We start from the raw sequence: 24,915 nt of genomic DNA on the forward strand, positions 1-24,915 counted from the left end.
CCGGTGCCGTGCGGTTGAGCGGGGGCCCCGGCGGACATACACCGACCGTGACCATCGACCACGCGGCCGTCGAGGCTCGCCGCGAGGAGATCCGGCGCCGTTACCTCTTAGCGCACCGGCCCTCGTCCAGCGCGCGCGGCCTGCACCACATCGCCCTGCTGTCGTCGGATGTCGAACGCACCATCAAGTTCTACCAGGAGCTGCTGGAGTTCCCGCTGACGGAGATCTTCGAGAACCGCGACTACCCGGGCTCCAACCACTTCTTCTTCGACCTCGGCAACGGCAACCTGCTCGCGTTCTTCGACCTCCCGGGCCTCGACCTCGGCCCCTACCAGGAGGTGCTCGGCGGTCTGCACCACATCGCGATCTCGGTCGACCCCGCCACCTGGGAGCGCCTGCGCGGCAAGCTGGAGATGGCCGGCGTGCCGCACCAGATCGAGAGCGGCGCCTCCATCTACTTCAAGGACCCCGACGGCGCCCGGCTGGAACTGCTCGCCGACCACCTCGGTGAGATGTACGGCGCTCACGTGCTGTGACGGCCGGGACCCGGCGCGCCGTTCCCCCCGCGCGTCGCCTCCCGCCCCCGGGGTGACCTACCGCCTGGACGCCCGCCGCGTGCGCGGGCTGCCCGCCCGCGGCTCCTGCCGGATGCCGGCGTGCCGCTCCGCCCTCTCTGCCTTCTCCTTCCGTACGGTCGAGCGCTGTAAGGACAGCAGGTGACGGCGCTTCGCCCTGTTGGCCTTGGCCTTGGCTGATTTGGGGGGTGAGGATTTCGGGGTCTTTGCCATGTGCGTGTCTTACCCACACCCGGGGGCGCTCCATACTTGGGTGATGCGCCTGACCGAGTTCTGGAGACGGATGCGCGCCCACTTCGGCGACGCCTACGCCGAGTCGTGGGCGCGCGACTACGTCATCGCGCCGCTCGGCGGGCGCACCGTGATGCAGGCGCTGGCCGACGGCGAGAGCGCCAAGTCCGTCTGGCGGGCCGTCTGCCAGGTCGAGGACGTCTCCTCCCGGCTACGCTGAGCCCAGAGCCTCCTTCAGGCCGCGGGCCGTGCGCTCCAGGTCGTTCGCGTCGCCCCTCCCGCCCGGCGCCCACAGGAAGAGCCAGCCCTCGCGTGACGGCGTGGCGAACACCAGCGTCTGCTTGTCCGTGTCCGGGTGCCACACCCGCAGCATCGGGTCGTCCCCGCCCACCATCCGGCTCTCCAGCCCATGGCGGGGGAGCGCCTCGGCGAGATCCTGCAACAGACTGCGCCGTTCCCGGGTGTACGCGCTCACCACGTGCCGCCTCCTGGTCTCTTTCCAGGAGTCTCCCCAGCTCAGGCGCGGGAGAACATATCCGGCCGCCGACCGGGCGCTCAGCCCCGTACCGGGCGGATCTCGAAGCCCGCACCCATGGGCGGCGGGCGGCGACCTCCTCGGCCGGGCCGGCGCACTCGATCACGTACAGGCCCGCCAGATCCTCCCGCTCATGGCGTATCTTCCCGGGGTACGTGTGATCGAACAGTCGTTCGGCTAACATAGTCGCGCGGGGGCCCGCGACTCCACGACCGCCTCCGGGAAAATGTCGGTGGCAGGCCGTAGTTTTCACTCGACTGATTCGGACCACGACCCTCCAGGGGGAGTTCCCATGGCTATCAACGACCGCGAGAAGGCCCTTGAGACTGCCCTCGCCCAGATCGAGCGGCAGTTCGGCAAGGGTTCCGTCATGCGCCTCGGCGATGACGCCCGAGCCCCCATCGAGGTGATCCCGACCGGCTCGATCTCCCTGGACATCGCGCTGGGCATCGGCGGCCTGCCGCGCGGCAGGATCGTCGAGATCTACGGTCCCGAGTCCTCCGGCAAGACCACCGTCGCGCTGCACGCGGTGGCCAACGCGCAGCGGGCGGGCGGCATCGCGGCGTTCATCGACGCCGAGCACGCCCTCGACCCCGAGTACGCCAAGAAGCTCGGCGTCGACACCGACGCCCTGCTGGTCTCCCAGCCCGACACCGGCGAGCAGGCGCTGGAGATCGCCGACATGCTGATCAGGTCCGGAGCGGTCGACCTCATCGTCATCGACTCGGTCGCCGCCCTGGTGCCCAAGGCCGAGATCGAGGGCGAGATGGGCGACAGCCACGTCGGCCTCCAGGCCCGCCTGATGTCCCAGGCCCTGCGCAAGGTCGCCGGCGCGCTCAGCAGCACCGGCACCACCGCCATCTTCATCAACCAGCTCCGCGAGAAGATCGGCGTCATGTTCGGTTCGCCCGAGACCACGACCGGCGGCAAGGCGCTGAAGTTCTACGCCTCCGTCCGCATGGACATCCGCCGCATCGAGACCCTCAAGGACGGCACCGAAGCGGTCGGCAACCGCACCCGCGTCAAGGTGGTCAAGAACAAGATGGCCCCGCCCTTCCGGGTCGCCGACTTCGACATCCTCTACGGCGTGGGCATCTCCCGCGAGGGCGGCCTCATCGACATGGGCGTCGAGCACGGCTTCGTCCGCAAGTCCGGCGCCTGGTACACCTACGAGGGCGACCAGCTCGGCCAGGGCAAGGAGAACGCGCGCAACTTCCTGCGCAACCACCCCGACATGGCCAACGAGATCGAGAAGAAGATCAAGGACAAGCTGGGTGTGGGCCCGCGTCTCGACGACCCCGCCGAGCCCGTCGTGCCTGCCGCTCCCGCCGCTTCGGCCGCTTCGGCCGCTCCCGCCAAGGCGTCGGCCTCGTCCGGCCGCGGCTCCAAGTCCACGCCGAAGCCTGGTGACGTCTGATCGGTCGGCGCATGAGTGACACGGATCCGGCGCCCTCCGAGCGGGGCGCCCCGGCCTCATCCCGCCGCAAGCCACGCCGGTCCGCCGGGGGCGGCGACCGCGCGCCGTCGCCCGCCGGGCGCCACCCCTTCTTCGGCGACCGGCCCCAGGACGAGCAGCGGTCACCCGAGGACTCGTGGTGGACCCGCCCCGCGGCCGAACCCGGGCAGAGCCACCCTTTCTGGGGTGAGCCCTCGGATGACGAGCGCTCGCGGGAGCAGGCTCCTACGGCGCAGGATGACCAGGCCGTGGCCTTCGACGCCTCGTCCGTACGAGAGCGGACGCCTGCCGATCCGTCGCCGTGGGCTCCGGCGGACCGTTTCGAAGGCGGTGCTGGCGAGGGGTTGCGGCCGGGTTCTGGTGACCATCCCGGGGATGCGCCCCAGGTCCGGCCGGGGGAAGGCCGGGCGGCCTCACCGGAGGAGCTCTCCCCGGATGCCGATCCGACGACAGAGGCCGGCGACGACTCCTCCGCTCCACCGCCCGACGGCGGCACGACGAGCGACGATTCTGCCGCGACCACGTCGAATGACGGCCCGGGAGTCAACGACGGCTCGGTGAAGTGGTCCGGTGACGGTGCGGGGGCCGGCGAGGGCCCTGTTGTGGTGACGTCCCATGGTGGTTCTCGGGCACGCGGTTCTTCTGGCCGGAGAGGCAGGGGGACGGCGAGGGAGGCTGCCGTGGCGACGAGCGGTGGCTGGCCTTCGGCCGAAGAGTGGCGGGAGCAGCGCCGCCGTCAACGGGAATCCGCCGCGGAGCTTGAAGGCCCGGCTGGTGATGTCGTTGACGAGCACCCCTTGGAGGACCGCCGGGACGACGCACTCCCTGACCAGAACCACACCACCTCTGCCGGAGGCACCGAGTCCGCTGCCGGGGGTGCCGGATCGGTGTCTCCTGATCTCGGATCCGCGTCTCCTCCTCCCATCTCGGAGTCGCCTGCTCCCGTGGTTGAGGAGAGGCCGGCCGGGGAGGCGGGCTTCTGGGCGACGCCGGGCGTCGACCCGGTTCCCGAGGAGAAGGCGAGGAAGGAACGCAAGGGGAGACGGTCCGGGAGGAAAGCCGGGCGGGGGAGGCTGCCCGATGGGCCGGACGCCGGTTCGGGAGCCGCCGCGGCGCCGCCTGCCGACCCTGAGGCGGTGGCACGGGCCATCTGTCTGCGGCTGCTCACCATGGCACCCAAGACGCGGGCGCAACTGGCCGAGGCCCTGCGCAAACGGGAGGTGCCCGACGAGGTGGCGGAGTCGGTGCTGGACCGGTTCACCGAGCTGGGGTTCATCAACGACGAGGCGTTCGCCGAGGCGTGGGTGGACTCCCGGCATCACGGGCGTGGCCTGGCCAAGCGCGCTCTGGCCAACGAGCTGCGGCATCGCGGGGTCGACCAGGAGACGGTGAAGGAGGCCGTCGAGAGGCTCGATCCCGATCAGGAACTGGAGACGGCCAGACGCCTCGTGGAGCGGAAGCTGCCCGCCACCCGCTCCCTCGACCCCAAGGTCCGCACCCGCCGCCTGGCCGGCATGCTCGCCAGGAAGGGCTACCCGCCGGGGCTGTCGTTCCGGGTCATCCGGGAGGCGCTGGAGCAGGAGGGAGTCGAGGTCGAGGACGAGTATCCGTAGCTCCGGCCCGATGACAGGCGACGTCGCGCACCAGCGCGGGCGCACTTTCCGGTGCCGGTGCGCCTGATCGTCCGCTCCGCTCGGGATCGGCTGATGAGGAAAGCCGACGGTGGCGTATGGGACACCCTTGATAAGGCGTTTGCTTGCTCGTGACCTGTTCGACGCATAACCTCGACGGCAGTGAGGAGTTACTCCGCGCAGTGCGGATTGCCATACCGGTGAACGACGGACGAGTGAGCTTGGTTGATCGAGGCAGGCGAGGCGCCGGCTGCCCCAGTCGGCGTGAGGTCAGCCTGTGCTTGATATCTGTCCCGGGGCTTTCCGTGCCGCGCCCGTGACCCTCCCGTGCGAGGGCCGCGTTTGTGAGTGTTGACGACGCGAGGAGGGCGGGGCGTACATGGGGCCGCTTGTCGTGGTGCTGTCGGTGGCGGTGCTCGCGCTGACCTGCGGGATGATGGCAGCCCTCTTCATCGTCGTCAGGCGGACGTCCGGCGGTGCGCCGAAGACCGCCGAACCCGATCCCGAGCAGTTGGAGGCCGTGCAGGACGAGCTGGAGCAGGCTCGCGCGGAGGCGGGCAGGATCCGCGACAAGGCGGAGATCGACGCCGAGGAGATCCTGCGCAGGTCGGAGGCGGCGGCGGAGAGCGCGACGCAGATGCGGCGGGAGGTCGAGGAGGAGAGCCGCGTCCTGAAGTCGGAGCTCAAGGAGCTCCGCGCCGACCTGGAGCGCAGGGAGCAGCGGCTGGCCGAGCGGGAGCAGCGGCTCGACGAGGAGGCCAGACGGCAGGCCGAACGGGACCGCAAGCTCGCCGAGACGGAGATCGAGCTGGCCGACCGGCGGGCCGAGCTGCTGCGGGTGGAGGACGAGCGGCGGGTCATCCTGGAGCGGGTGGCGGGGCTGACCAGCGAGCAGGCCAAGGCCGAGCTGGTCCGTGAGATCGAGTTCCAGGCCAAGCGTGAGGCCGCGCTGATCGTACGGGAGATCGAAGGGGAGGCGCGCCGCGAGGGCGAGAAGCGCGCCACCAAGATCGTGACGCTGGCGGTGCAGCGGATGGCGACCGAGCAGACGGCCGAGTCCGTCGTCAGCGTGCTCCACCTGCCGGGCGACGAGATGAAGGGCCGGATCATAGGCCGCGAGGGCCGCAACATCCGGGCGTTCGAGTCGACCACGGGCGTCAACCTCATCATCGACGACACCCCGGAAGCCGTGCTGCTGTCCTGTTTCGACCCGGTCCGCCGGGAGACGGCGCGGCTCACGCTGGAGAAGCTGGTGCTCGACGGGCGGATCCACCCGCAGCGGATCGAGGAGGCGCACGACCGCAGCCGCGCGGAGGTGCAGGATCTGTGCGCCCGCGCCGGCGAGGACGCGCTGGTGGAGCTGGGCCTCACCGACATGCACCCGGAGCTGGTGCTCCTGCTCGGCCAGCTCCGCTACCGCACCTCGTACGGGCAGAACGTGCTCAAGCATCTCATCGAGTCCGCCCACATCGCCGGCATCATGGCGGCCGAGCTCAAGCTCGACCGGACGCTGCTAAAGCGCTGCGCGCTGCTGCACGACATCGGCAAGGCGCTCACCCATGAGGTGGAGGGCAGCCACGCGCTGATCGGCGCGGAGATCGCGCGGCGCTACGGCGAGCAGGAGGACGTGGTGCACGCGATCGAGGCACACCACAACGAGGTGGAGGTGCGCACGGTCGAGGCGGTGCTCACCCAGGCGGCCGACGCGATCAGCGGCAGCCGTCCCGGCGCCCGCCGCGAGTCGCTGGAGGCGTACGTGAAGCGGCTGGAGCGGCTGGAGGAGATCGCGCAGTCGTACGACGGCGTGGAGAAGGTCTTCGCCATGCAGGCCGGGCGGGAGATCCGGGTCATGGTCAAGCCGGACGCGATCGACGACATCCAGGCGCAGGTGATCGCCCGCGACGTGGCCAAGCAGGTGGAGGAGGAGCTCACCTACCCGGGGCAGATCCGGATCACGGTGGTACGGGAGTCACGGGCGACCGAGTTCGCGCGCTGATCCTCAAGGGAAGCCGGATCGCGAAAGGCATCCTGGACCTCGGGTTGGAATCGTGCCGATCGCGGGCGCGCGGCCGGGTCGAGCCTCGACGTCCACGCTGCGTGGAGGCCAGACCCGGGCAGCACCCGCCGTCCTCTATCCGAGCGTGAGCATCGCCTCGGCGACCTCGCCGATCGCCGCAGGGGGGATCGCCGAGGCGGCCTCCTCGAGGACGAGCAGCCGTGCCCCCGCAATCTCGCGCGCGATCGCCTCGCCGTTGCCGACAGGGAAGAACCGGTCGCGGCGGCCGTGGACGACGAGCGTGGGAACCTCGATCTCGGGCAGGCGCTCGCGCCAGCGGGGTTTGCAGTCGAGCCTGGAAAACACCATGCCCATCTGGTTGGCCATCTGGACCGGGGGTGCGGTGCCGGGCGTGCGGTCCCAGACGCGCCCAGCGATTGCGCGCGCGGCGGCGGGGTCGTCGCCGAGGATCTCCGCTCCGGCGGCGGCGAACTCCGCAACCGCCTCGCGGTCGGTCCAATCGGGCATCGGACGCGCGAACAGCCGGCTCATTGTCGCCTGGTCATGGTCGGGGAGGTCCTCGTCGGACGGGCCAGGGGCAACCGCGCGGGTGCCGACCAGGGTGAGCGCCGAGAACGCGCCCGGATGGTCGAGCACGGCCACCTGGGCGACCATCCCGCCGACGCCGATCCCCGCGAGGTGCGCAGGCCCTCCGCCGAGCGTGTCAGCGAGGACCGCCGCGTCGGCGGCGAGGCCGCGCAGAGTGTAGGCGGGCGCCTCCGGATCCGTCGTTGTCGACTCCCCGCTATCGCGCAGGTCGTAGCGCACCACACGGCGCCCGCCAGCGGCGAGGCGCTCGCAAAGCGCGTCGGGCCAGGAGAGCATCGTCGTCCCGCCCGCGAGCAGGACGAGTGGCGCGTCGTCGTCACCGAACGACTCGATGCCCAAGGCGATCTCATTGGCGTTGACAGTGGTCATCGGATCACCGGGAGACGTCGTAGGTCATTTGCATCATGCCAGGGCAGACCCTATCCGCCGCCTGAACTCATCGCTCACGCATGAAGCGGGTGGCGGATGCGAACGCGATAACGCGACGCGCGAGGGCGGCACGTCGAACGTACAGCGGACGATCGCCCCCGACCGCACACAACCAGGCCCGAACCACGAACCCCGACTCATCCACTCCCTCAGAAGGAGCCGCACCCGTAAGAGGACCTGCTTCAGAGGAAGACCTGTTGGTAGAAGGCGAACTCGGCGGCGAGCGCGGTGGAGCGGGTCTCGGCGCGGCGGAAGCCGTGGGCCTCGCCGTCGAAGGCCAGGTAGGTGCAGGGGATGCCGCGTTCCGCCAGCGCTTCGGCGAAGGCGGCCGACTGTTCGGGCGGCACCACCGGGTCGTCGAGTCCCTGGAGCAGCAGCATCGGGCAGGAGACGCCGCCGGCCAGGGCGAGCGGTTCGCGCTCGGCGTACAGGCGGAGGTCCTCGGGGCCGACGAGCCACTCCACGTAGCGGGACTCGAAGTCGTGGGTGTGCGCGTTGAGCGGGGCCAGGGCGCTCACCCCGTAGTAGGAGACGCCTCCGGCGAACGCGCCGGACCGGCAGCAGGCCGCCATCACCGTCCAGCCGCCGGCGCTGCCGCCCCGGACGGCGATCCTGCCCGGGTCGGCGTGACCTGCGGTGGCCAGCCAGCGGGCGGCGGCGACGGTGTCGGCCACGTCGGTCAGCCCCCACTGCCCCTTGAGCAGCTCACGGTAGGCGCGGCCGTAACCGGTGGAGCCGGCGTAGTTGACGTCGAGCACGCCGATGCCGCGTGAGGTCAGGAACGCCTTGGTCAGGTCGAGGGCGGTGGTGGCGTGCGAGGTCGGCCCGCCGTGCACGAAGATCACGTACGGGCGCGGGCCGTCCACGGCGTGGTCCGGGTGCGCGGGCGGGTACAGGAAGGCGTGCACCTCCCGGTCTCCGTCACCCGGCAACGTCACCGGCCGTGGCGCCGGCAGGTAGGCCGGGTCGGGCACTCGGTCGTAGTCACCGGCGAGCACCTCGACGCCGCCGCCCCCGCTCCAGCCGCCGCCCTCGGCCCCGGCCGCGACAGCGGCTTCCATCGGGACGGTCCTTCCCGCCGCAGCGGCGGTTTCTCCCGCACCGGTCGTTCCCGCCGCACCGGTCGTTACGGGTTCGTCGGCCGTTCTCGGTGAGTCGTCGGTTCCCGGGCCGGACATTCCCGCTGGGTCGTCGGCCAGGTCGACGGCTCCCGGTGGTCCGGTAGTCCCCGCTGGGCCGGTGGTCGTGGTGTCGACGCGGGTCACGGAGGCCGGGGTGGCGGGGCCGTACCCGATGCCGAGGATGGACGTGCCGTCGGCGGCGAGCGCGGGCTCCCAGCCGGTGTACGGGACGGGCAGGTCGGTGAGGACGCCCGTGCGCGGGTCGAGCACGCCGAGCCGCAGGTCGCCGCGCCCGTGCAGGACGGCGAGCCGGCCGTCGGCGAGGATCGCGTACGGGAGACCGCCCAGATGCCACAGCGGCCAGGCGAACTCCTCCTCCCGGGGGCAGAGCGGCTCGGGCTCGCCACCGCCGGTGTCGGCCGCGTAGAGGTTCCACCAGCCGGAGCGGTCGGAGATCAGGTAGAGGCGGCCGTCGTCGCGCCACCGCGGGGCGAGCACGGACTCCGCGAGGCCGCCCGCCACGGTCCAGGTCTCGCCGTCGGACAGCCGGGTGACGCGTAGCTCGGTGCCGTGCCAGGGCATCCGGGGGTGGTTCCAGCACACGTACGCGAGCAGCAGGCCGTCGGGGGAGAGGGTGGGGGAGGCGTAGAAGTCGTGGCCGGTGACCTGCTCGGCGGCGTCGCCGCCGGCGAGCGGGACGGTCACGATCGCCCGCGAGACCTTGCCGCCGTCGGGGTGGCGTTCGCGCACGCACCACACCCGGCCGTCGCGCACCGCGAGGTCGGCGTAGCGGTCGCCCTCGGGGGTGAGCGCGCGGATCTCGCCCGAGGGGTCGCGCGCGTACAGCCGCTGGTCGGTCAGCTCGGTGAAGACGACGCCGCCGTCCGGGGTGACGGCGTAGGGGCGGCCGCCGTATTCGTGCACGCGGGTGCGGGCGTTCCACGGCGGGGGGAGCAGCTCGGTGCGGGAGCCGTCGGCGGCCAGACGCACGATCGTGGTGCGTCCGCCTTCCTCGGGGCGGTCCTCCGTCCACCAGGCGGCGCCGCCCGAGGCGACGGGCCAGCCGGGGCGCGCCGCCGCGCGGGCGACGTCGGAGGTGGAGATGGGTGAGAGCCACAGAGCGGCGGGCATACCCGCATCCTGCCGGAAATCCCCGCCGCTCGTGCGTCAGTCGGCGCCGTCGATCCCGCCGCCGACCATCACCGGAGCCGCCGCGGTCTTGCGGCTGCGCCTGCTGCGCCGTTCCAGCCAGTTGGCCACGAAGCTGAGGGTCATGTTGAGCCCGACGTAGATCACGCCGATGACGATGGCCGCCGGGATCAGCGAGCCGAAGAACACCGCCGGCATGATCTTGAACCCGGTGTTGAGCAGGTCGACGTAGGCGATGATGTAGCCGAGCGCGGTGTCCTTGAGCAGCACCACGAGCTGGCTGACGATCGCCGGCATCATGGCCGTGACCGCCTGCGGCAGCAGCACCAGCCGCATCACCTGGTTCTTGCGCATGCCGACCGCGTACGCGGCCTCAGACTGGCCCTTGGGCACGGCCTGCACGCCGGCCCTGACGATCTCGGCCAGCACCGACCCGTTGTAGAGGGTCAGGCCGAGCACGACCGCCATGAAGGCGTAGTCGCCGCCGCCCATGAGCGTCGGCGCCAGGTAGAAGATGAAGAAGATCAGCAGCAGCAGCGGGATGGCCCGGAAGACCTCGACCACGAGCCCGGCGGGGATCCGGATCCAGGCGTGGTCGGAGAGCCGGGCCAGGCCGAAGACCGCGCCGAACGCCAGGGCGAGCACGGCGGCCAGGCCGGCGGCCTTGAGCGTGCCGATCAGGCCGGGGACGATCCAGGTCTGCCAGGTGTAGGGGTCGAGGAACGGCTCCCAGATCCTGCCCTCGAACTGCCCCTTGGCGTCGAAGCCGAGAAAGACCCAGTAGCCGATGCCGCCGACGACCAGCACGCTGACCGCGGTGAGCAGGTGGTTGCGCACCCGCCCGCGCGGGCCTGGGGTGTCGAACAGGACTGTCGTGCTCATCGGGCCACCGCCAGACGTCGGGAGAGCCAGCCGGTGAAGTAGCCGATGGGCATGGTGAGGGCCATGAACGCGACGATGAGGCCGATGAAGATCGGGATCGACGCGCCCGTGGTGTCAAAGGTGATCTTCATGACGGCGGCGGCGTCGGCCAGGTAGCCGCCGGCCGTGGCGACCGTGGTGTTCTTGATCATGGCGATCATCACGCTGCCCAGCGGGGCGACGACGGCGCGGAACGCCTGGGGCAGGATGATCAGTCGCAGGGACTGGAAGAACGTCAGCCCGATCGACCGGGCCGCCTCCGCCTGGCCCATCGGCACCGTGTTGATGCCGGCGCGCAGCGCCTCGCACACGAACGACGCGGTGTAGAGCGACAGGCCCATCGCGACGATCCAGAACGAGTTGACGCTCGGCTCCTGCGAGAAGACCAGGCCGAGCTTGTCGCTCAGGCCCAGCGCGGAGAACGCCAGCACCAGCGTCAGCGGGGTGTTGCGCACCACGTTGACGTAGACGGTGGCGGCCGCACGCAGCACCGGCGTCGGCGAGACCCGCATCGCCACCAGGATCACGCCCAGGATGAGCGAGGCGACCCCGGCCACCAGGGAGAGCTTGACGTTCTCCAGGAAGCCTTCCGCGAGCTCGGGCGCGTACTTAATCAGTTCGTCCATCGTGCTCCACCACAGAGAAGGGCGGCGGCCGGGATCCCGGCCGCCGCCTCTGACGTGATCAGGCGCAACCCTCGGCCGGCGGTGCCTCGGTCGACAGCTTCAGACCCTCGATGCCGCCGAACCACTTGTCCAGCAGGCCCTTGATCGTGCCGTTGTCCCACAGCGTCTTGATCGCGGTGTTCACGGCCTCACAGGTCTTGGTGTCGCCCTTCTTCAGGCCCACCCCGTACTTCTCGTCGGTGAAGCCCTGGCCCAGCACCTTGAAGTTGCCGCCGGCCTGCTTGGCGAAGCCAGCCAGGATCAGGTCGTCGGTGGTGACGGCGTCGAGGTTGCTGCCGTCGAGCTTGGCCACGCACTCGGAGTAGTTGGCCGCGTCGACGGTGGTGGCGTCGAGGTCGAGCTCGCCGTCCGGCGGCGGGTCGGTGATGCGCTTGTAGGAGTTGGAGCCCGCGGCCTTGCAGATCCGCTTGCCCTCGAGGTTCTGCGGGGTGGTGATCGAGGTGTCGTCCTTGCGGACCATCACGTCCTGGTGCGCGAGCACGTAGGGGCCGCCGAAGGTGACCTTGCCCTTGCGCTCCTCGGTGATCGAATAGGTGGCGAAGATGATGTCGACCGTGCCGTTCTGCAGGAACGGCTCGCGGTTGGACGAGGCCGACTCCTTCCACTCGACCTTGACGTCGGTGCCGCCGTTCATCTCCTTGAGTACGGCCTTGGCCACGTCGACGTCGAAGCCCTCCGGCTCGGGGCCGGTCTTCAGGCCCAGGCTCGGCTGGTCCCACTTGGTGCCGACCACGATGGTGCCGCCACCCTTGACCTTGTCGATCACGGTGGCGAAGGAACCGCCGCCGCCACCGCCGCCACCGGCGTCATCGCCGCCGCAAGCGGACAACGCCCCCACCATGGCGAACGCGGCGAGCACCGCTCCCATCCGACGCATGTGCATGTGTAACCTGCCTCTTCAGTCAGTGCGTGAGGATCTTCGAAAGGAAGTCACGCGCCCGGTCGGTCCGCGCGTTGGTGAAGAACTCGTCGGGGGTGTTCTCCTCGACGATCTGCCCGTCGGCCATGAACACCACCCGGTTGGCGGCCCTGCGGGCGAAGCCCATCTCGTGGGTCACGACCATCATCGTCATCCCGTCCCGTGCCAGCCCGATCATGACGTCGAGCACCTCCTGCACCATCTCGGGGTCGAGCGCGGAGGTCGGCTCGTCGAACAGGATCATCTTCGGATCCATGGCGAGAGCCCTGGCGATGGCGACGCGCTGCTGCTGGCCACCGGAGAGCTGGGCGGGGTACTTGTCGGCCTGGGCCGCGATGCCGACCCGCTCCAGCAGCTCCATGGCGCGCTTGTCGGCGGCGTCCTTGGCCTTGCGGCGAACCTTGACCGGGCCCAGGGTGACGTTCTCGCGGATCGTCTTGTGGGCGAACAGGTTGAACTGCTGGAACACCATGCCGACGTCGGAGCGCAGCCGGGCGAGGCCCTTGCCCTCCTCCGGCAGCACCTGGCCGTCGAAGACGATCCGGCCCTCGTCGATCGTCTCCAAGCGGTTGATCGTCCGGCAGAGCGTCGACTTGCCGCCTCCTGACGGGCCGATGACGACAAGGACCTCGCCGCGAGAGACGGTCAAGTTGATGTCCTTCAGGACGTGCAAGGCCCCGAAGTGCTTGTTGACATGCTCCATCTGCACGAGTGGAGTGGCGTCCCCGTTCTCCGTCATGGACCCAAACGGTAGAGCCCTCAAGGACGCTGGTCACTAACCAGGCGGTACCGATCCGATCACATCAACTGGTCAAGCTGGCCTTTTGGGGCTGTGCGGCCGGTGCGGGACAGGTAACGACTACCCTGGTTCATGCCATGACTGTGACCCAGGAGAGCCCCCGCACGTACGAGGTCCGCACGTACGGGTGCCAGATGAACGTGCACGACTCCGAGCGGCTGTCCGGCCTGCTGGAGGGCGCCGGCTACGTGCCCGTGCCCGACGGCGGCACCGCCGACGTGGTCGTCTTCAACACCTGCGCCGTCCGCGAGAACGCCGACAACCGCCTCTACGGCAACCTCGGCCACCTGCGCCCGGCCAAGGTCCGCAACCCGCGCATGCAGATCGCGGTCGGCGGCTGCCTCGCCCAGAAGGACCAGGGCGAGATCGTCCGTAAAGCGCCCTGGGTCGACGTGGTGTTCGGCACCCACAACATCGGCTCGCTGCCCGTGCTGCTGGAGCGCGCCCGCATCGAGGGCGAGGCGCAGGTCGAGCTCAAGGAGTCGCTGGAGGTCTTCCCCTCCACGCTGCCGACCCGGCGCGAGTCCGCCTACGCCGCGTGGGTCGCCATCTCCGTCGGCTGCAACAACACCTGCACGTTCTGCATCGTGCCGTCGCTGCGCGGCAAGGAGAAGGACCGCCGCCCCGGCGACGTGCTCGCCGAGGTGCGCACCCTCGTCGAGCAGGGCGTCCTGGAGGTGACCCTGCTCGGCCAGAACGTCAACACCTACGGCGTCGAGTTCGGCGACCGGCTGGCCTTCGGCAAGCTGCTGCGGGCCTGCGGCGACGTCGAGGGCCTGGAGCGGGTCCGGTTCACCTCGCCGCACCCCGCCGCGTTCACCGACGACGTGATCGCCGCCATGGCCGAGACGCCCAACGTCATGCACCAGCTCCACATGCCGCTCCAGTCGGGCTCCGACCAGGTGCTCAAGGCCATGCGCCGCTCCTACCGCGCCGAGCGCTACCTCGGCATCATCGAGCGGGTCCGCGCGGCCATGCCCGACGCGGCCATCTCCACCGACATCATCGTCGGCTTCCCCGGAGAGACGGAGTCGGACTTCCAGGCGACCCTCGACGTCGTACGGGAGAGCCGCTTCGCCAACGCCTTCACCTTCCAGTACTCGATCAGGCCGGGCACCCCCGCCGCGACCATGGCCGACCAGATCCCCAAGGAGGTCGTCCAGGAGCGCTACGAGCGCCTGGTCGCGCTGCAGGAGGAGATCTCCTGGGCGGAGAACAAGAAGCAGGTCGGCCGGACGCTGGAGGTCCTGGTGGCCGAGGGCGAGGGCCGCAAGGACGACGCCACCCGCCGCCTGTCCGGCCGCGCCCCCGACAACCGCCTGGTCCACTTCGCGGCGGGCGAGCAGACGCCCCGCCCTGGCGACATGGTCACGGTCGAGGTCACCTACGCCGCCCCGCACCACCTGGTCGCGGACGGCCCGGTCCGGGAGCTGCGGCGCACCCGCGCGGGCGACGCCTGGCAGGCCCGGCGTGAGGGTCCTCAGGGGGCGCCGGGAGTGATGCTCGGGATGCCCTCCATCGGCCGCCCCGCCCCGGTGGCCGCCCCGGCGTCCGGCTGCTCCGCCCACTGACCGCCGGCCCGCCCACGGGACCGATCAGCGTCCGAGGCCGTCTAGGGCCTCGTAGCAGGCCGGCCGGCGGAAGTCGTGGAAGGTCGCGCAGGGATCGGGCCCGGGGAGCCCTGTGGCCCGCGCCTCCGGCTGGGGAGCCGGAGGGGGCGAGGGGGCCGCGGTACGCGCCGGGCCGTGAGAGGCCCGGCCGCCCGGCCGGTCCCCGGTGCGGCCGGGTGACCTGTCCGTGGTACGCGCCGGGTTGTGCAGGGCGCGGTCGTCCGGCCTGACTGCGGTACGCGACGGGTCGTGGAGGGCGCGGCTGTCCGGCCTGACTGCGGTACGCGACGGGTCGTGGAGGGCGCGGTCGTCCGGCCTGACTGCGGTACGCGACGGGTCGTGGAGGGCGCGGCTGTCCGGCCTGACTGCGGTACGCGACGGGTCCTGCAGGGCGCGGCCGTCCAGCCTGACCGCATCGTCCTGGCCGGAACGTTCCAAGGCGTCGGAACGGCTCGGGCGCGACTGGCCGGGGATCGGCTCGTGATCCGGGCCGTACGCGCCGCGGCCGGTGTGTTCACGGGCGGCGGCCGTGGGTGAGGGGGACGGCGGTTGGAGTGTGCCGCCCGGCGGGGGGAGCGGGTGGAGCCAGGGACCGCCGGCCGCGCCCCCCGGCGTGGCGGAGCGCGGCGCCGGAGTGCGCGGATCGGGTGATGGAACGGACGCCCAACTGGGCTTTTCCGCCGCGCGAGAATGATCGGAAAACGCGCTTTCCTGATCGATTTCCGGTGCCGTTGCGCGGCCGTGCATTCGGTGGCCGGTGAACGCCAGGAGAATGGCGGCACCCGCGATGACCAGGACGGTCGTGACGGCGGCGGAGGGGGCGAGGGCAGGCCGACGACCTGGGCGAATAGGACCTTGGGGGGACAAGTCGTGATTCCTTTGTGATTGTTGCGTGAGCATTCCACTGTTGCGGCTAGTGTGGTCCATCGCCCGCGGAAGCCGGAGAGCTTTCCCGATACGACCGCAGGAGTTGTGGCACCATGCAAGATCCGACCGAGCCGGATCGACTTGAGATCCTCAACGGCCCAGGCGACCGCCGCCGGGCCGCGTCCAACAGGCCGAGCGGCAAGAAGAAGATCACTGTCATCGCGGCGTCCGTGCTCGTGGCGGCGTTGGGGGTGGGTGGCGTGGGCTACGCGCTGACCGCCGGTGCGGCCGGGCCGGGCGCCCCCGCCCAGCAGAGCCGGCAGGCCGGGCCCGACCAGGGTGCCGGTGAGGACGCGGAGCAGGGCGAGGACGAGCCGCTCCGCGACGACGCCGCCGACGAGGCCACCATGGGCGACGCCGACACCGACACCGACCTGCCCGAGGAGGAAGCCGCCGAGATGGGCGACGCCGCCGTCGGCGACACCTCCGGCGACACCTCCGGCGACACCTCCGGCGACACCTCCGGCGACACGGGCGACAGCCGGGACACCGCGCAGGACCCGTCGAAGAAGAAGACCGCGACGGAGGAGTCCGGCGCGAAGAAGGAAGACGGCGGCAAGAAGCCCACGACCGCGGCCAAGCCGCCGCAGTCCGACGGCGACGACCCGGCCGACGGCCCGGCAGGAGCGGTCACCGGCCAGTGCGCCAAGAGCGGCTGCTGACGCACCGGACCACGCGTCACGCGCCCGCTCACCCTCCGGGCGCGTGATTCGCTCGTTCTCTGTCTGGGCGTGCTCGTCCGGGTGCGTCGTGGGGTCGAAGTGGTTTGCCGGTTATCGGGGGCACTGGACCTACAGGGGCGGGGGCCGTCGTCCCTAGGGTGCCGGCCATGACGATGGACGCCACGACCGAATCCGCCGTGACCGACGACGCCGTGACCGACCAGGCGGCGGCGCTGCGCGCCCTGCATGTGCCGGGCGCGCCGCTGATCCTGCCGAACGCCTGGGACGCCGCGTCGGCAAGAGCCGTACGGGAGGCCGGCTTCCCGGCGGTGGCGACCGGGAGCGCTGCGGTGGCCGGCGTGCTGGGCTACGGCGACGGCGAGCTGACGCCGGTCGCCGAGATGCTCGCCGCCGTGGCCAGGGTGGTCCGGGTGGTGGACGTGCCCGTGACGGCCGACATGGAGCGCGGGTACGGGCTGGACCCGGCCGAGCTGGCCGAGCGGCTGCTGGCCACCGGCGCGGTCGGCTGCAACCTGGAGGACTCCGACCCCCGTACGGGAGAGCTGATCGATCTTGAGGAGCAGGCGGCGTTCCTGGCGGCGGTGCGGGCCGCGGCGGGACCGGCGCTCGTCGTCAACGCCAGGATCGACACGTACATCGCCGGGGACGGCGACCGCGCCGGGGCGGTGGCGCGCGCCCGGCGTTACCTGGAGGCGGGCGCCGACTGCGTCTACCCGATCGGCCTGTCGGACGAGGCCGGGATCGGGGCGCTGGTGGAGGAGACGGACGGCCCGGTCAACATCCTGTTCAAGCCGGGCGCGCCGAGCCTGGCCAGGCTGGCGGAGCTGGGCGTGGCCCGGGTCAGCTACGGCCACGGCCTGCACAAGGCGGCCCACGCCTACGCCGTCCGCATGATCCAGGCCGTGAGCGAGGGCCGCAGCCCTTACTGACCGTTCAGCGCCGCCGGCGCGGCACGGGGACCCGCATCAGGTCACGCGCGAGGAACACCTCCCCGTCGAAGCTGCGCCGCACCTCCTCCAGGAACGCGGGCTCCTGGGCGAGGCCGTAGCGCTCGGAGAAGTGCGTGAGCACCAGCCGCCGCACCCCCGCGTCGGCCGCCACCAGCCCGGCCTCGAACGCGGTCAGATGCCCGTACTCCTTGGCCAGCGCCTGCTCGCCCGACAGGAACGTGGCCTCGATGATCAGTAGGTCGGCCCCGTTCGCCAGCTCGAACACCGCGTCGCACAGCCGCGTGTCCATGACGAAGGCGGCGCTCTGGCCGGGCCTCGGCACGCTGCACCGGGCCAGCGTCACGCCGCGCACCGAGCCGGTGCGCTGCAGTTCGCCCACCTCGGGGCCGCGGATGCCGTGGGCGGCCAGCCGCTCCGGCAGCATCCGGATGCCCGGCGGCTCCTGCAGGCGGTACCCGTACGACTCGACCGGGTGGGACAGGCGCCGGGCGGTCAGCGGGCCGACGGAGGCCAGCTCGCCGGAGACCGGATGCTCCTCGATGACGCCGGTGTCGGCGAACACGGCGGCGTGCCGCAGCCGGCGCCAGTATTCCCGGCCCGAGGCGGGGAAGACGGCCCGCACGGGGTGGCGGACCCGGTCACGCGCGATCCGCTGGACGACGCCGGGCACGCCCAGGCAGTGGTCGCCGTGGAAGTGCGTCAGGCAGATCCAGTGCACGTGGCCGGCGCTCACCCCGGCGTGCACCATCTGCCGCTGTGTCCCTTCGCCCGGGTCGAACAGGTAGCCTTGCCCGTCCCAGCGCAGCAGGTAGCCGTTGTGGTTACGGTGTCGGGTGGGGACCGCGCTGGAGGTGCCGAGGATGACGAGTTCACGGGAAGACACGATGACCACCGTCGCGTTCGCCGAGGTGCCGACGCCGGTCGGCCCGTTCGTGCTGGCCGTCACCGAGGACGGGCTGGTCGCGTCGGGCTGGGGAGGCCGCGAGCGGCTGCGCGACCGGCTCGGCCTGCCTGAGGTCCATGACCCGGATCGTACGGCCTCCGTCGTCGGGGAGCTTCTCGCCTATTTCGACGGCGCCGGGCGGCGGTTCGAGACGCCGGTCGACTGGCGGCTGACCTCGGGCGTGCGGCGCACGGTGCTGCGGACGCTGTACGAGGTCCCGTACGGCACGGCGGTGACCTACGGCGAGCTGGCGGCGCGCAGCGGCACCGGCGTGCCCGCGCGCGGCATCGGGTCGATCATGGGGTCCAACCCGCTGCCGATCGTGGTGCCGTGCCACCGGGTGGTCGCGGGCAACGGGCTGGGCGGGTTCAGCGGCGGCGTCGGCGTGGAGACCAAGCGCTGGCTGCTGACCCACGAGGGCTACCTGCAGCCCACGCTGCTCGATCTGTAGCGGACACTGGTAGGCGTGCGTCACCCAGTCATCGCCGTCGTAGGGCCCACCGCGGCCGGTAAGTCCGATCTCGCCGTCGACCTCGCGCTGCGGCTGGGCGGGGAGTGCCTCAACGCCGACTCCATGCAGCTCTACCGCGGCATGGACATCGGCACCGCCAAGCTCACCGAGGCCGAGCGGCGCGGCGTGCCGCACCACCTGCTGGACGTCTGGGACGTGACGGTGACGGCCAGCGTGGCGGAGTACCAGAAGCTGGTCAGGCCGCTGATCGAGGCCATCGACGTGCCGGTTCTGGTGGGCGGGAGCGGCCTGTACGTGCGGGCGGCCATCGACGACCTGGAGTTCCCCGGCACCGACCCGGAGATCAGGGCCCGCCTGGAGGCCGAGCTGGCCGAGCGCGGCGCCGGGCCGCTGTACGCGCGGCTGCGCGAGCTCGACCCGGCCGCGGCCGAGGCGATCCTGCCGAGCAACGGCCGGCGCATCGTGCGCGCGCTGGAGGTGATCGAGCATTCCGGCCGGCCGTTCTCGGCCACCATGCCGTCCTACGAGGCGGTCTACCCGAGCGTTCAGCTCGGGCTGGAGGTGCCCAGGCCGGTGCTGGACGAGCGGATCGAGACCAGGGTCGGGCGGATGTGGGCGGCGGGCCTGGTCGCCGAGGTGCGCGAGCTGCTCGGGCGCGGTCTGGCCGAGGGCCGCACGGCCGGCCGGGCGCTCGGCTACGCCCAGGTGATCCGCTACCTGGAGGGGGAGTGGAGCGAGGAGGAGGCGTTCGCGGAGACGGTGCGGGCGACGCGGCGGTTCGCCCGGCGGCAGGAGTCGTGGTTCCGGCGCGATCCGAGGGTGCGCTGGCTCCCGTACGACGACCCCGACCTGCTCGGCAGATCGCTGGCGCTGATAGCGGGGCGGGAGTCCGGATAAAATCGAGCAATGCGCTTTCTCAAGGGCCACGGCACCGAGAACGACTTCGTCATCCTTCCCGACCCCGATGGCGAGCTCGACCTGACCGCCTCCTTCGTCGCCCGCGTCTGCGACCGCCGGGCCGGCCTCGGGGCCGACGGCGTGCTCCGTGTGGTGCGCGCCAAGCAGGTGCCGGAGGTGGCCGGAGAGCCGGCCGAGTGGTTCATGGACTACCGCAACGCCGACGGCGGCCTGGCCGAGATGTGCGGCAACGGCGCCCGGGTCTTCGCCCGCTACCTGGTCGACGCCGGGCTGGTGCGGGGTGACGAGTTCGACGTCGTGACCCGGGGCGGCGTCCGGCGGGTCCGGATGGAGGCCGACGGCGAGGTGTCCGTCGAGATGGGCAGGCCGGTCGTGCTGGGCTCCAGCGTCACCACCGTGGGCGGCCAGGAGTACGAGGGACTCCACATCAGCATGGGCAACCCGCACCTGGCCTGTTCGATCGGCGACCCGGTGACGCAGCTCGACCTCGGCCACCAGCCGACCTTCGACCCGGCGGTGTTCCCGACGGGGGTCAACATCGAGCTGTTCAACGCGGTCGGCACCAGCCGCGCGGTGATGCGGGTGCACGAGCGCGGCTCCGGCGAGACCCGCTCCTGCGGCACCGGCGCGGTCGCCACGGCGGTCGCGGCGGCCGCGCTGTCCGGCGAGACCACCGGCACCTGGACGATCGAGGTGCCGGGCGGCACGCTCACCGTCGTGCTCGACGAGGAGACCAGCTACCTGCGGGGTCCCGCGGTCATCGTGGCCTCGGGCGAGCTGACGCTTGCAGAATGATGTTCTCCTGAGGGATGCTGGGTCTGCTTATCGAACCGAGAGGGGTGGAGATGGCAGACCCACGCACCACCGCCGTCCAGGTCAAGTCGCCCATCGGGCTGTACGGCGGCGGCTTCATGATCTCCCGCGAGGCCAAGGCGGTGTGCGACGAGCACGGCCTCGGCCCCCGCGAGTTCTACTTCCGGGGCCGCTGCGGCGTGCTCGGCGAGTGCGAGGCCGATGTGGTGACCTCGGTCGCCGTGTTCTTCCCGTCCGAGCATGTCAGGAAAAACTGGGAGAACGGCCGTAAGATGCCCGTCGACCAGGCCGTCGAGCTGTACGCGCGGGCCTGCCAGGAGTGGGGCCGGCGCAAACTAGGCGGGTACGACGGCTGCGCCCGGATCGCCGAGCTGCTGGAGAAGGTCGTCCAGGCGGCCTCGCCGGTCGGGGCGCCGCTGTTCGCCGGATGGCGGGGCGTGCCGCTCGCCGGCGATCCGCCCGCAAGGGCGGCGCAGCTCATGCACGTGGTGCGCGAGCTGCGGGGCGGGCTGCACGCCAACGCGGTGCTCGCGGCCGGGCTGAGCCCGCTGGAGGCGACGCTGACCGCCGACCACGACGGGACCCCGCTGGGTGGCCGGAGCGGGGAGATGGTCGCCAGGTTCTTCGAGTGGCCGGAGCCGTACCCGACCCCGGGACCGGAGGTTCTCGCACGCCGGGCCGCCGTCGAAGAGGTCACCGATGATCTCATGGCACCGGTATTTTCCGTGCTAAATAGCGACGAATCGGACGAGCTCATCGGGCTTCTGCGTTTGGGGCACGGTCATTGACCTGGCAGACTGACTCCCCATGGACGTGGACATCTGGGCGTGGGTCGGCGAAACCCAGCAGCAGCTTTCCGAGGCGGGCAACGTAGGCCTCGCCATGGCTCTGGGAGACCTGCCCGCGCAGGCCTACGAAGGGCGATACCCACAGCTCGACGTGATGGCCCCGGCGATCGCCCAGCAGGCGGAGGCCCTGGAGCTGCCCTGGCTGGAGTTCTACGCCCGTTACTGGCACCTCGTCGGCCGCATCGGCGACCGCGCGCAGGGCGCCGTCGCGGTCGAGGACGCCGAGCAGCTGCTCGCGTTCGCCCGGCGCGAAGACGTCCGCGACTGCCCGGCCACCCCGGCGGCCGTCGAGGCGCTCGCGGTCGCCTGGGCCAACACCGACGGCCCCGGTTACGCCGCCCAGCGGCTGGAGCTGCTGGGCCCGGCCATCGAGCAGGCCGAGCCCGCCGGGCCCGCCTTCTCCGGCCTGGTCGCCCAGTACGTCTCGGCGCTCGTCGACGCGGGCCGGGCCGCGGAGGCCGTCGCCTACGCCGAGTCCGCCGTCGAGCGGCTGCGCTCCGCCGGCCGCGAGGCGAGCTGGGAGCTCGGCGCCGAGAGCGCCCGAGCGCTGTTCGCCGACGGCCGCGCCGAGGGCGCGCTCGACGCCCTGCAGGCGGCCGCCGCCTTCCAGGCCGACGACCCGGTCGCCAAGGAGCACCGCGACGGCGTGCGCCGCGCGCTCATCCTGGCCACGCTCGACCGTCTCTCCGAGGCCGTCGACGCGCTGCCCGACCTCGACGTCGTGGGCGACCACCCCCGGGTGTTCGTGGAGTGGGCGCAGGCGGTCTACAAGCTGTCCGGCTCCTCCCAGATCACCAACACCTGGCAGCTCGGCCGTGTGCTGCGCCAGTGGATCGACTACTTCGGCACGATGGGCGGCTACCGCGCCCGCGTCGAGCTCGCCCTGGTGGCGGGCGACCTGGCCGTCGCCCGGCAGGGCGTCTGGCAGGCCAGGGCGCTGGCCGACCTGGCCCAGTCCGCCGCCGCCGAGCTGCGCGACGACACCGGCGTGGCCGAGCGCGTGGCCGCGCTGCGGGCCGCCGCCGAGACCACCTCCGAGCCGGAGGCGCCCGGCCCCGAGGCCGAGCGCGTCGCCTACTTCGACGCCGCCGACGGCTACAACGCCGACCCCGAGCGGTGGGTCGGCTGGCTGGCCCCGCTGTCCGGCCGCGACCTCGAGGCCACCCGCCGCCACACCACCACGCTCGGCTTCCTGGGCTATCCCGCGACCGGCGCCGACATCTACTGGAAGATGCTCGTCGACACCGGCGACATCGCCACCGCCGACCCCGACGACGTGGCCTACCTCACCACGCTCCTCGTCGAGGCCCGGCAGGACGAGCGGCTGGAGCAGATGGCCGGCATGCTGCCGCACGCCGCCAAGCACCTCACCCTGGCCCGCCTCCACATCGCCCGCGAGCGCTGGGCCGAGGCGCTCGACAACGCCGAGCACGCGGTCGCCGCGGGCGCCGGCATCGAGGCCCGCCGCATCGCGGCGACCGCCGCCCAGCAGCTCGACCAGAACGCCAAGGGCGCCAAGGCGCTGCTGGAGGTCCTCGACGAGCTCGGCGACGAGGACACCTGGCGCATGATCGTCATGGCCACCGCCGCCGAGGACTGGGAGACCGTCCGCAAGGGCGCCGCCAAGATCGGCATGCCGATCAAGTCCACGGAGGGGCCGATCGAGGAGGAGATGGGCCTCATCCGGGTCATCCTCCCCGCGCCCGACGGGGGCCGCCGCCAGGTGCTCTCCATCCGCACCGGCCCCGCCACCGCCCGCCTGGCGCTGCCGCAGCCGCGCGGCATGGAATACAACGCCGGCGACCTCGTGGTGTTCGACCCGCAGCTGCTGGAGCCGCTGCCCGAGGACCCCGAGGAGCAGCAGAACTTCGTGCCGCCCTTCGCGGCGGTGAGCATTCTGCGGCCCGGCGGCTACACGAGCTACTTCTTCGACGGCGCCGCGCCGAGCGAGTCCGACTGGGCCGAGTTCACCGAGGTCATGGCCGAGCGCGGCTGGCCCATGTGGGTCTACAGCGACGAGAACTACATGGTCACCCACCCGACGACCGGCGAGCAGATCCCCGGCGTGTTCGGCTGGGTGGCGGTGCCGCCCGGCGTCTCGCCGGTCGAGGTCGACGCCCTGCTCGACGACGCCACCGAGCGCTGGTCGCACCCGCTGGCCTGGCTCGACCTCGCCCGCGAGGTCGACGTCGAGGTCGAGCGCCACGAGCGCATCGTCAAGGAGTACGGTCTCTGACCATGCTGCGGCGTTTCGGGGTCGACGGGAAGGTCGTCATCGTCACCGGCGCGTCCTCGGGGCTCGGCGTGGCCTTCGCCCGGGGGTTCGCCGAGGCCGGAGCCGACGTCGTCATCGGCGCGCGCCGGGCCGACCGGCTGGGCGACACGCGGCGACTGGTCGAGGAGACCGGTCGCCGGTGCCTGGCCGTGTCCACCGACGTGGCCCGGGTGGACGACTGCCAGGAGCTGGTCGAGGCGGCCGTGGCCGAGTTCGGCGCGGTCGACGTGCTGATCAACAACGCCGGGGTCGGCACCGCCGTGCCCGCCCTGCGTGAGGCGCCGGAGGAGTTCCGGCAGGTGATCGACGTCAACCTGCTCGGCACCTACTGGATGGCTCAGGCGTGCGCGCGGGTGATGCGGCCCGGCTCGTCCATCGTCAACATCGGCAGCGTGCTCGGCGGCACCACCGCCGGGCTGCCGCAGGCCGCCTACAGCGCGTCCAAGGCGGGCGTGGAGGGCCTCACCCGGGATCTCGCGCAGCAGTGGACCGGGCGGCGGGGCATCCGGGTCAACTGCCTGGTGCCGGGGTTCTTCGCCTCGGAGATGACCGAGCAGTACCGTCCCGGCTACCTGGAGCGGGTCCTGGAGCAGCGGGTGCCGATGGGGCGGGCGGGCGACCCGGCCGAGCTGGTCGCGGCCGCGGTCTTCCTGGCGAGCGACGCCGCCTCCTACATCACCGGCGTCGCGCTCCCGGTCGACGGCGGCATGCTCATCACCTGACCGCCCCGGCCGGTGGCGTGGGCCCGTCAGCGGGCGTACAGGCCGCGCAGCGCCGTCTCCACCACGGCGTCGGCGTAGGCGTGGGTGAGCGGGCCCGAGCGCCGCAGCCAGCGGCTGAGCAGCGGGCCCCAGATCAGGTCGACCGCCACGTCCAGGTCGAGGCCGGCGGGCAGCTGCCCGGCCTCCTGGGCGGCGCGCAGGCGGGTCTTCTTCGCCTCCTTCATCGGCCCGTCCAGTCGTTCGGCGTAGTGGGCCGCCAGCGCGGGATCGTGCATGATCTCGATGGTGAGCGCGCGCAGCGGCCGGTCGTAGCGGGGGTCGGCGAACTCGTCGACGGTGGCGCGCAGCACCAGCTTGAGGTCGGCCTCCAGGTCGCCGGTGTCGGGCAGCGCCATGCCCCCGCCGCCGTCGCTCTCGCCGCTGTCGCCCTCGGAGAGGTGCAGGAACGCGTCGAGGAGCACCGCGCCCTTCGACGGCCACCACCGGTAGATAGTCTGCTTGCCGACGCCCGCGCGGGCGGCGATGCCCTCGACGCTGAGCTTGGCGTAGCCGACCTCGCCGGCCAGCTCGAAGGCGGCGGTGAGGATGGCGTGGCGGGAGGCCTCGCTGCGGCGGCCCGCGTCGGGCGTGGTTCTGTGTCGCACGGCCGGATCCTAGCAAGAGACGAGACGGTCCGTCTTCACGTGGTGCGGCTCTT

The 24,915-nt window shown here is 71.8% G+C and carries 23 protein-coding genes; 14 read left to right on the forward strand and 9 right to left on the reverse strand.

Annotated elements, in window-relative coordinates:
- Positions 1-47 precede the first annotated feature (47 nt).
- Both ACQEUU_RS12500 and ACQEUU_RS12505 read left to right on the forward strand, forming a co-directional pair.
- Positions 48-536 (forward strand): VOC family protein, encoded by a 489-nt coding sequence (locus ACQEUU_RS12500; protein ID WP_270156792.1) that lies wholly within the window; start codon positions 48-50, stop codon positions 534-536.
- Positions 537-831: 295 nt separating this feature from the next.
- The gene (locus ACQEUU_RS12505; protein ID WP_433064537.1) at positions 832-1,026 is read left to right on the forward strand and encodes a DUF3046 domain-containing protein; all 195 of its coding nucleotides are present in this window, start codon (positions 832-834) and stop codon (positions 1,024-1,026) included.
- On the opposite strand, the gene ACQEUU_RS12510 is transcribed toward ACQEUU_RS12505, so the two are convergent.
- Positions 1,018-1,281, reverse strand: a complete 264-nt coding sequence (locus ACQEUU_RS12510; protein WP_433064540.1) for a hypothetical protein — start codon at positions 1,279-1,281, stop codon at positions 1,018-1,020. The two genes, ACQEUU_RS12505 and ACQEUU_RS12510, sit on opposite strands and share 9 nt — an antisense overlap.
- A 352-nt stretch (positions 1,282-1,633) precedes the next feature.
- Here ACQEUU_RS12510 and recA point away from each other — a divergent pair, with 352 nt between their 5' ends.
- The 3 genes from recA to rny all read left to right on the forward strand — a co-directional run bounded on the left by recA (position 1,634) and on the right by rny (position 6,424).
- Positions 1,634-2,758, forward strand: coding sequence for a recombinase RecA (recA, locus tag ACQEUU_RS12515; protein ID WP_433064542.1), 1,125 nt, complete (start codon positions 1,634-1,636; stop codon positions 2,756-2,758).
- Positions 2,759-3,741: 983 nt separating this feature from the next.
- Complete coding sequence (gene recX / locus ACQEUU_RS12520; RefSeq protein ID WP_433064545.1) at positions 3,742-4,410, forward strand: recombination regulator RecX; 669 nt, start codon at positions 3,742-3,744, stop codon at positions 4,408-4,410.
- A gap of 397 nt (positions 4,411-4,807) precedes the next feature.
- Positions 4,808-6,424, forward strand: a complete 1,617-nt coding sequence (rny, locus tag ACQEUU_RS12525) for a ribonuclease Y (protein ID WP_433064548.1) — start codon at positions 4,808-4,810, stop codon at positions 6,422-6,424.
- Positions 6,425-6,559: 135 nt separating this feature from the next.
- Here rny and ACQEUU_RS12530 read toward each other — a convergent pair whose 3' ends face one another.
- The 6 genes from ACQEUU_RS12530 to ACQEUU_RS12555 form a co-directional block, all read right to left on the reverse strand.
- Positions 6,560-7,402, reverse strand: a complete 843-nt coding sequence (locus tag ACQEUU_RS12530) for an alpha/beta fold hydrolase (protein ID WP_433064551.1) — start codon at positions 7,400-7,402, stop codon at positions 6,560-6,562.
- Between the two features lie 242 nt (positions 7,403-7,644).
- Positions 7,645-9,714, reverse strand: coding sequence for a S9 family peptidase (locus ACQEUU_RS12535; protein ID WP_433064554.1), 2,070 nt, complete (start codon positions 9,712-9,714; stop codon positions 7,645-7,647).
- 36 nt (positions 9,715-9,750) lie between these two features.
- Positions 9,751-10,614 carry an amino acid ABC transporter permease gene (locus ACQEUU_RS12540; protein ID WP_433064557.1) on the reverse strand — a complete coding sequence of 288 codons (864 nt, stop codon included), beginning with the start codon at positions 10,612-10,614 and terminating at the stop codon, positions 9,751-9,753.
- Positions 10,611-11,279 carry an amino acid ABC transporter permease gene (locus ACQEUU_RS12545; protein ID WP_433064560.1) on the reverse strand — a complete coding sequence of 223 codons (669 nt, stop codon included), beginning with the start codon at positions 11,277-11,279 and terminating at the stop codon, positions 10,611-10,613. The genes ACQEUU_RS12540 and ACQEUU_RS12545 overlap by 4 nt, the downstream gene beginning before the upstream one ends.
- Positions 11,280-11,337: 58 nt before the next feature.
- Complete coding sequence (locus tag ACQEUU_RS12550) at positions 11,338-12,222, reverse strand: glutamate ABC transporter substrate-binding protein (RefSeq protein WP_433064563.1); 885 nt, start codon at positions 12,220-12,222, stop codon at positions 11,338-11,340.
- Between the two features lie 19 nt (positions 12,223-12,241).
- Positions 12,242-12,997, reverse strand: a complete 756-nt coding sequence (locus ACQEUU_RS12555; RefSeq protein WP_433064566.1) for an amino acid ABC transporter ATP-binding protein — start codon at positions 12,995-12,997, stop codon at positions 12,242-12,244.
- A gap of 137 nt (positions 12,998-13,134) precedes the next feature.
- On the opposite strand from ACQEUU_RS12555, the gene miaB reads away from it, so the two are divergent.
- The 3 genes from miaB (at position 13,135) to ACQEUU_RS12570 (ending at position 17,206) form a co-directional block, all read left to right on the forward strand.
- Complete coding sequence (miaB, locus tag ACQEUU_RS12560; protein WP_433064569.1) at positions 13,135-14,628, forward strand: tRNA (N6-isopentenyl adenosine(37)-C2)-methylthiotransferase MiaB; 1,494 nt, start codon at positions 13,135-13,137, stop codon at positions 14,626-14,628.
- Positions 14,629-15,647: 1,019 nt separating this feature from the next.
- Positions 15,648-16,256 (forward strand): hypothetical protein, encoded by a 609-nt coding sequence (locus tag ACQEUU_RS12565; RefSeq protein WP_433064571.1) that lies wholly within the window; start codon positions 15,648-15,650, stop codon positions 16,254-16,256.
- 167 nt (positions 16,257-16,423) lie between these two features.
- Positions 16,424-17,206 (forward strand): isocitrate lyase/PEP mutase family protein, encoded by a 783-nt coding sequence (locus ACQEUU_RS12570; protein WP_433064574.1) that lies wholly within the window; start codon positions 16,424-16,426, stop codon positions 17,204-17,206.
- A 4-nt stretch (positions 17,207-17,210) separates the two neighbouring features.
- Here ACQEUU_RS12570 and ACQEUU_RS12575 read toward each other — a convergent pair whose 3' ends face one another.
- Positions 17,211-18,110: a ribonuclease Z gene (locus tag ACQEUU_RS12575; RefSeq protein ID WP_433064577.1), complete on the reverse strand. Its 900-nt coding sequence runs from the start codon at positions 18,108-18,110 to the stop codon at positions 17,211-17,213.
- Position 18,111: 1 nt separating this feature from the next.
- Here ACQEUU_RS12575 and ACQEUU_RS12580 point away from each other — a divergent pair, with 1 nt between their 5' ends.
- Genes ACQEUU_RS12580 through ACQEUU_RS12605 form a run of 6 tightly spaced genes read left to right on the forward strand, consistent with a single transcriptional unit; the run spans position 18,112 to position 24,218 of the window.
- Entirely contained in the window at positions 18,112-18,621 is a 510-nt protein-coding gene (locus tag ACQEUU_RS12580; protein ID WP_433064580.1) for a methylated-DNA--[protein]-cysteine S-methyltransferase, read from the forward strand.
- A gap of 15 nt (positions 18,622-18,636) precedes the next feature.
- A complete protein-coding gene (gene miaA, locus ACQEUU_RS12585) occupies positions 18,637-19,539 on the forward strand; it encodes a tRNA (adenosine(37)-N6)-dimethylallyltransferase MiaA (RefSeq protein ID WP_433064583.1) in 903 nt (300 codons plus the stop codon).
- 9 nt (positions 19,540-19,548) lie between these two features.
- The gene (gene dapF, locus ACQEUU_RS12590) at positions 19,549-20,355 is read left to right on the forward strand and encodes a diaminopimelate epimerase (RefSeq protein WP_433064586.1); all 807 of its coding nucleotides are present in this window, start codon (positions 19,549-19,551) and stop codon (positions 20,353-20,355) included.
- A 50-nt stretch (positions 20,356-20,405) separates the two neighbouring features.
- The gene (locus ACQEUU_RS12595; protein ID WP_433064589.1) at positions 20,406-21,161 is read left to right on the forward strand and encodes an SCO6745 family protein; all 756 of its coding nucleotides are present in this window, start codon (positions 20,406-20,408) and stop codon (positions 21,159-21,161) included.
- 19 nt (positions 21,162-21,180) lie between these two features.
- Complete coding sequence (locus ACQEUU_RS12600; protein ID WP_433064591.1) at positions 21,181-23,457, forward strand: tetratricopeptide repeat protein; 2,277 nt, start codon at positions 21,181-21,183, stop codon at positions 23,455-23,457.
- Between the two features lie 2 nt (positions 23,458-23,459).
- Entirely contained in the window at positions 23,460-24,218 is a 759-nt protein-coding gene (locus ACQEUU_RS12605; protein ID WP_433064594.1) for an SDR family NAD(P)-dependent oxidoreductase, read from the forward strand.
- Between the two features lie 26 nt (positions 24,219-24,244).
- Here the strand turns inward: ACQEUU_RS12605 and ACQEUU_RS12610 are convergent, their stop codons facing one another.
- Positions 24,245-24,862: a TetR/AcrR family transcriptional regulator gene (locus ACQEUU_RS12610; protein WP_433064597.1), complete on the reverse strand. Its 618-nt coding sequence runs from the start codon at positions 24,860-24,862 to the stop codon at positions 24,245-24,247.
- Positions 24,863-24,915: the final 53 nt, after the last annotated feature.

The organism is Nonomuraea sp. CA-218870 (assembly GCF_050936535.1).
Lineage (GTDB): Bacteria > Actinomycetota > Actinomycetes > Streptosporangiales > Streptosporangiaceae > Nonomuraea > Nonomuraea corallina.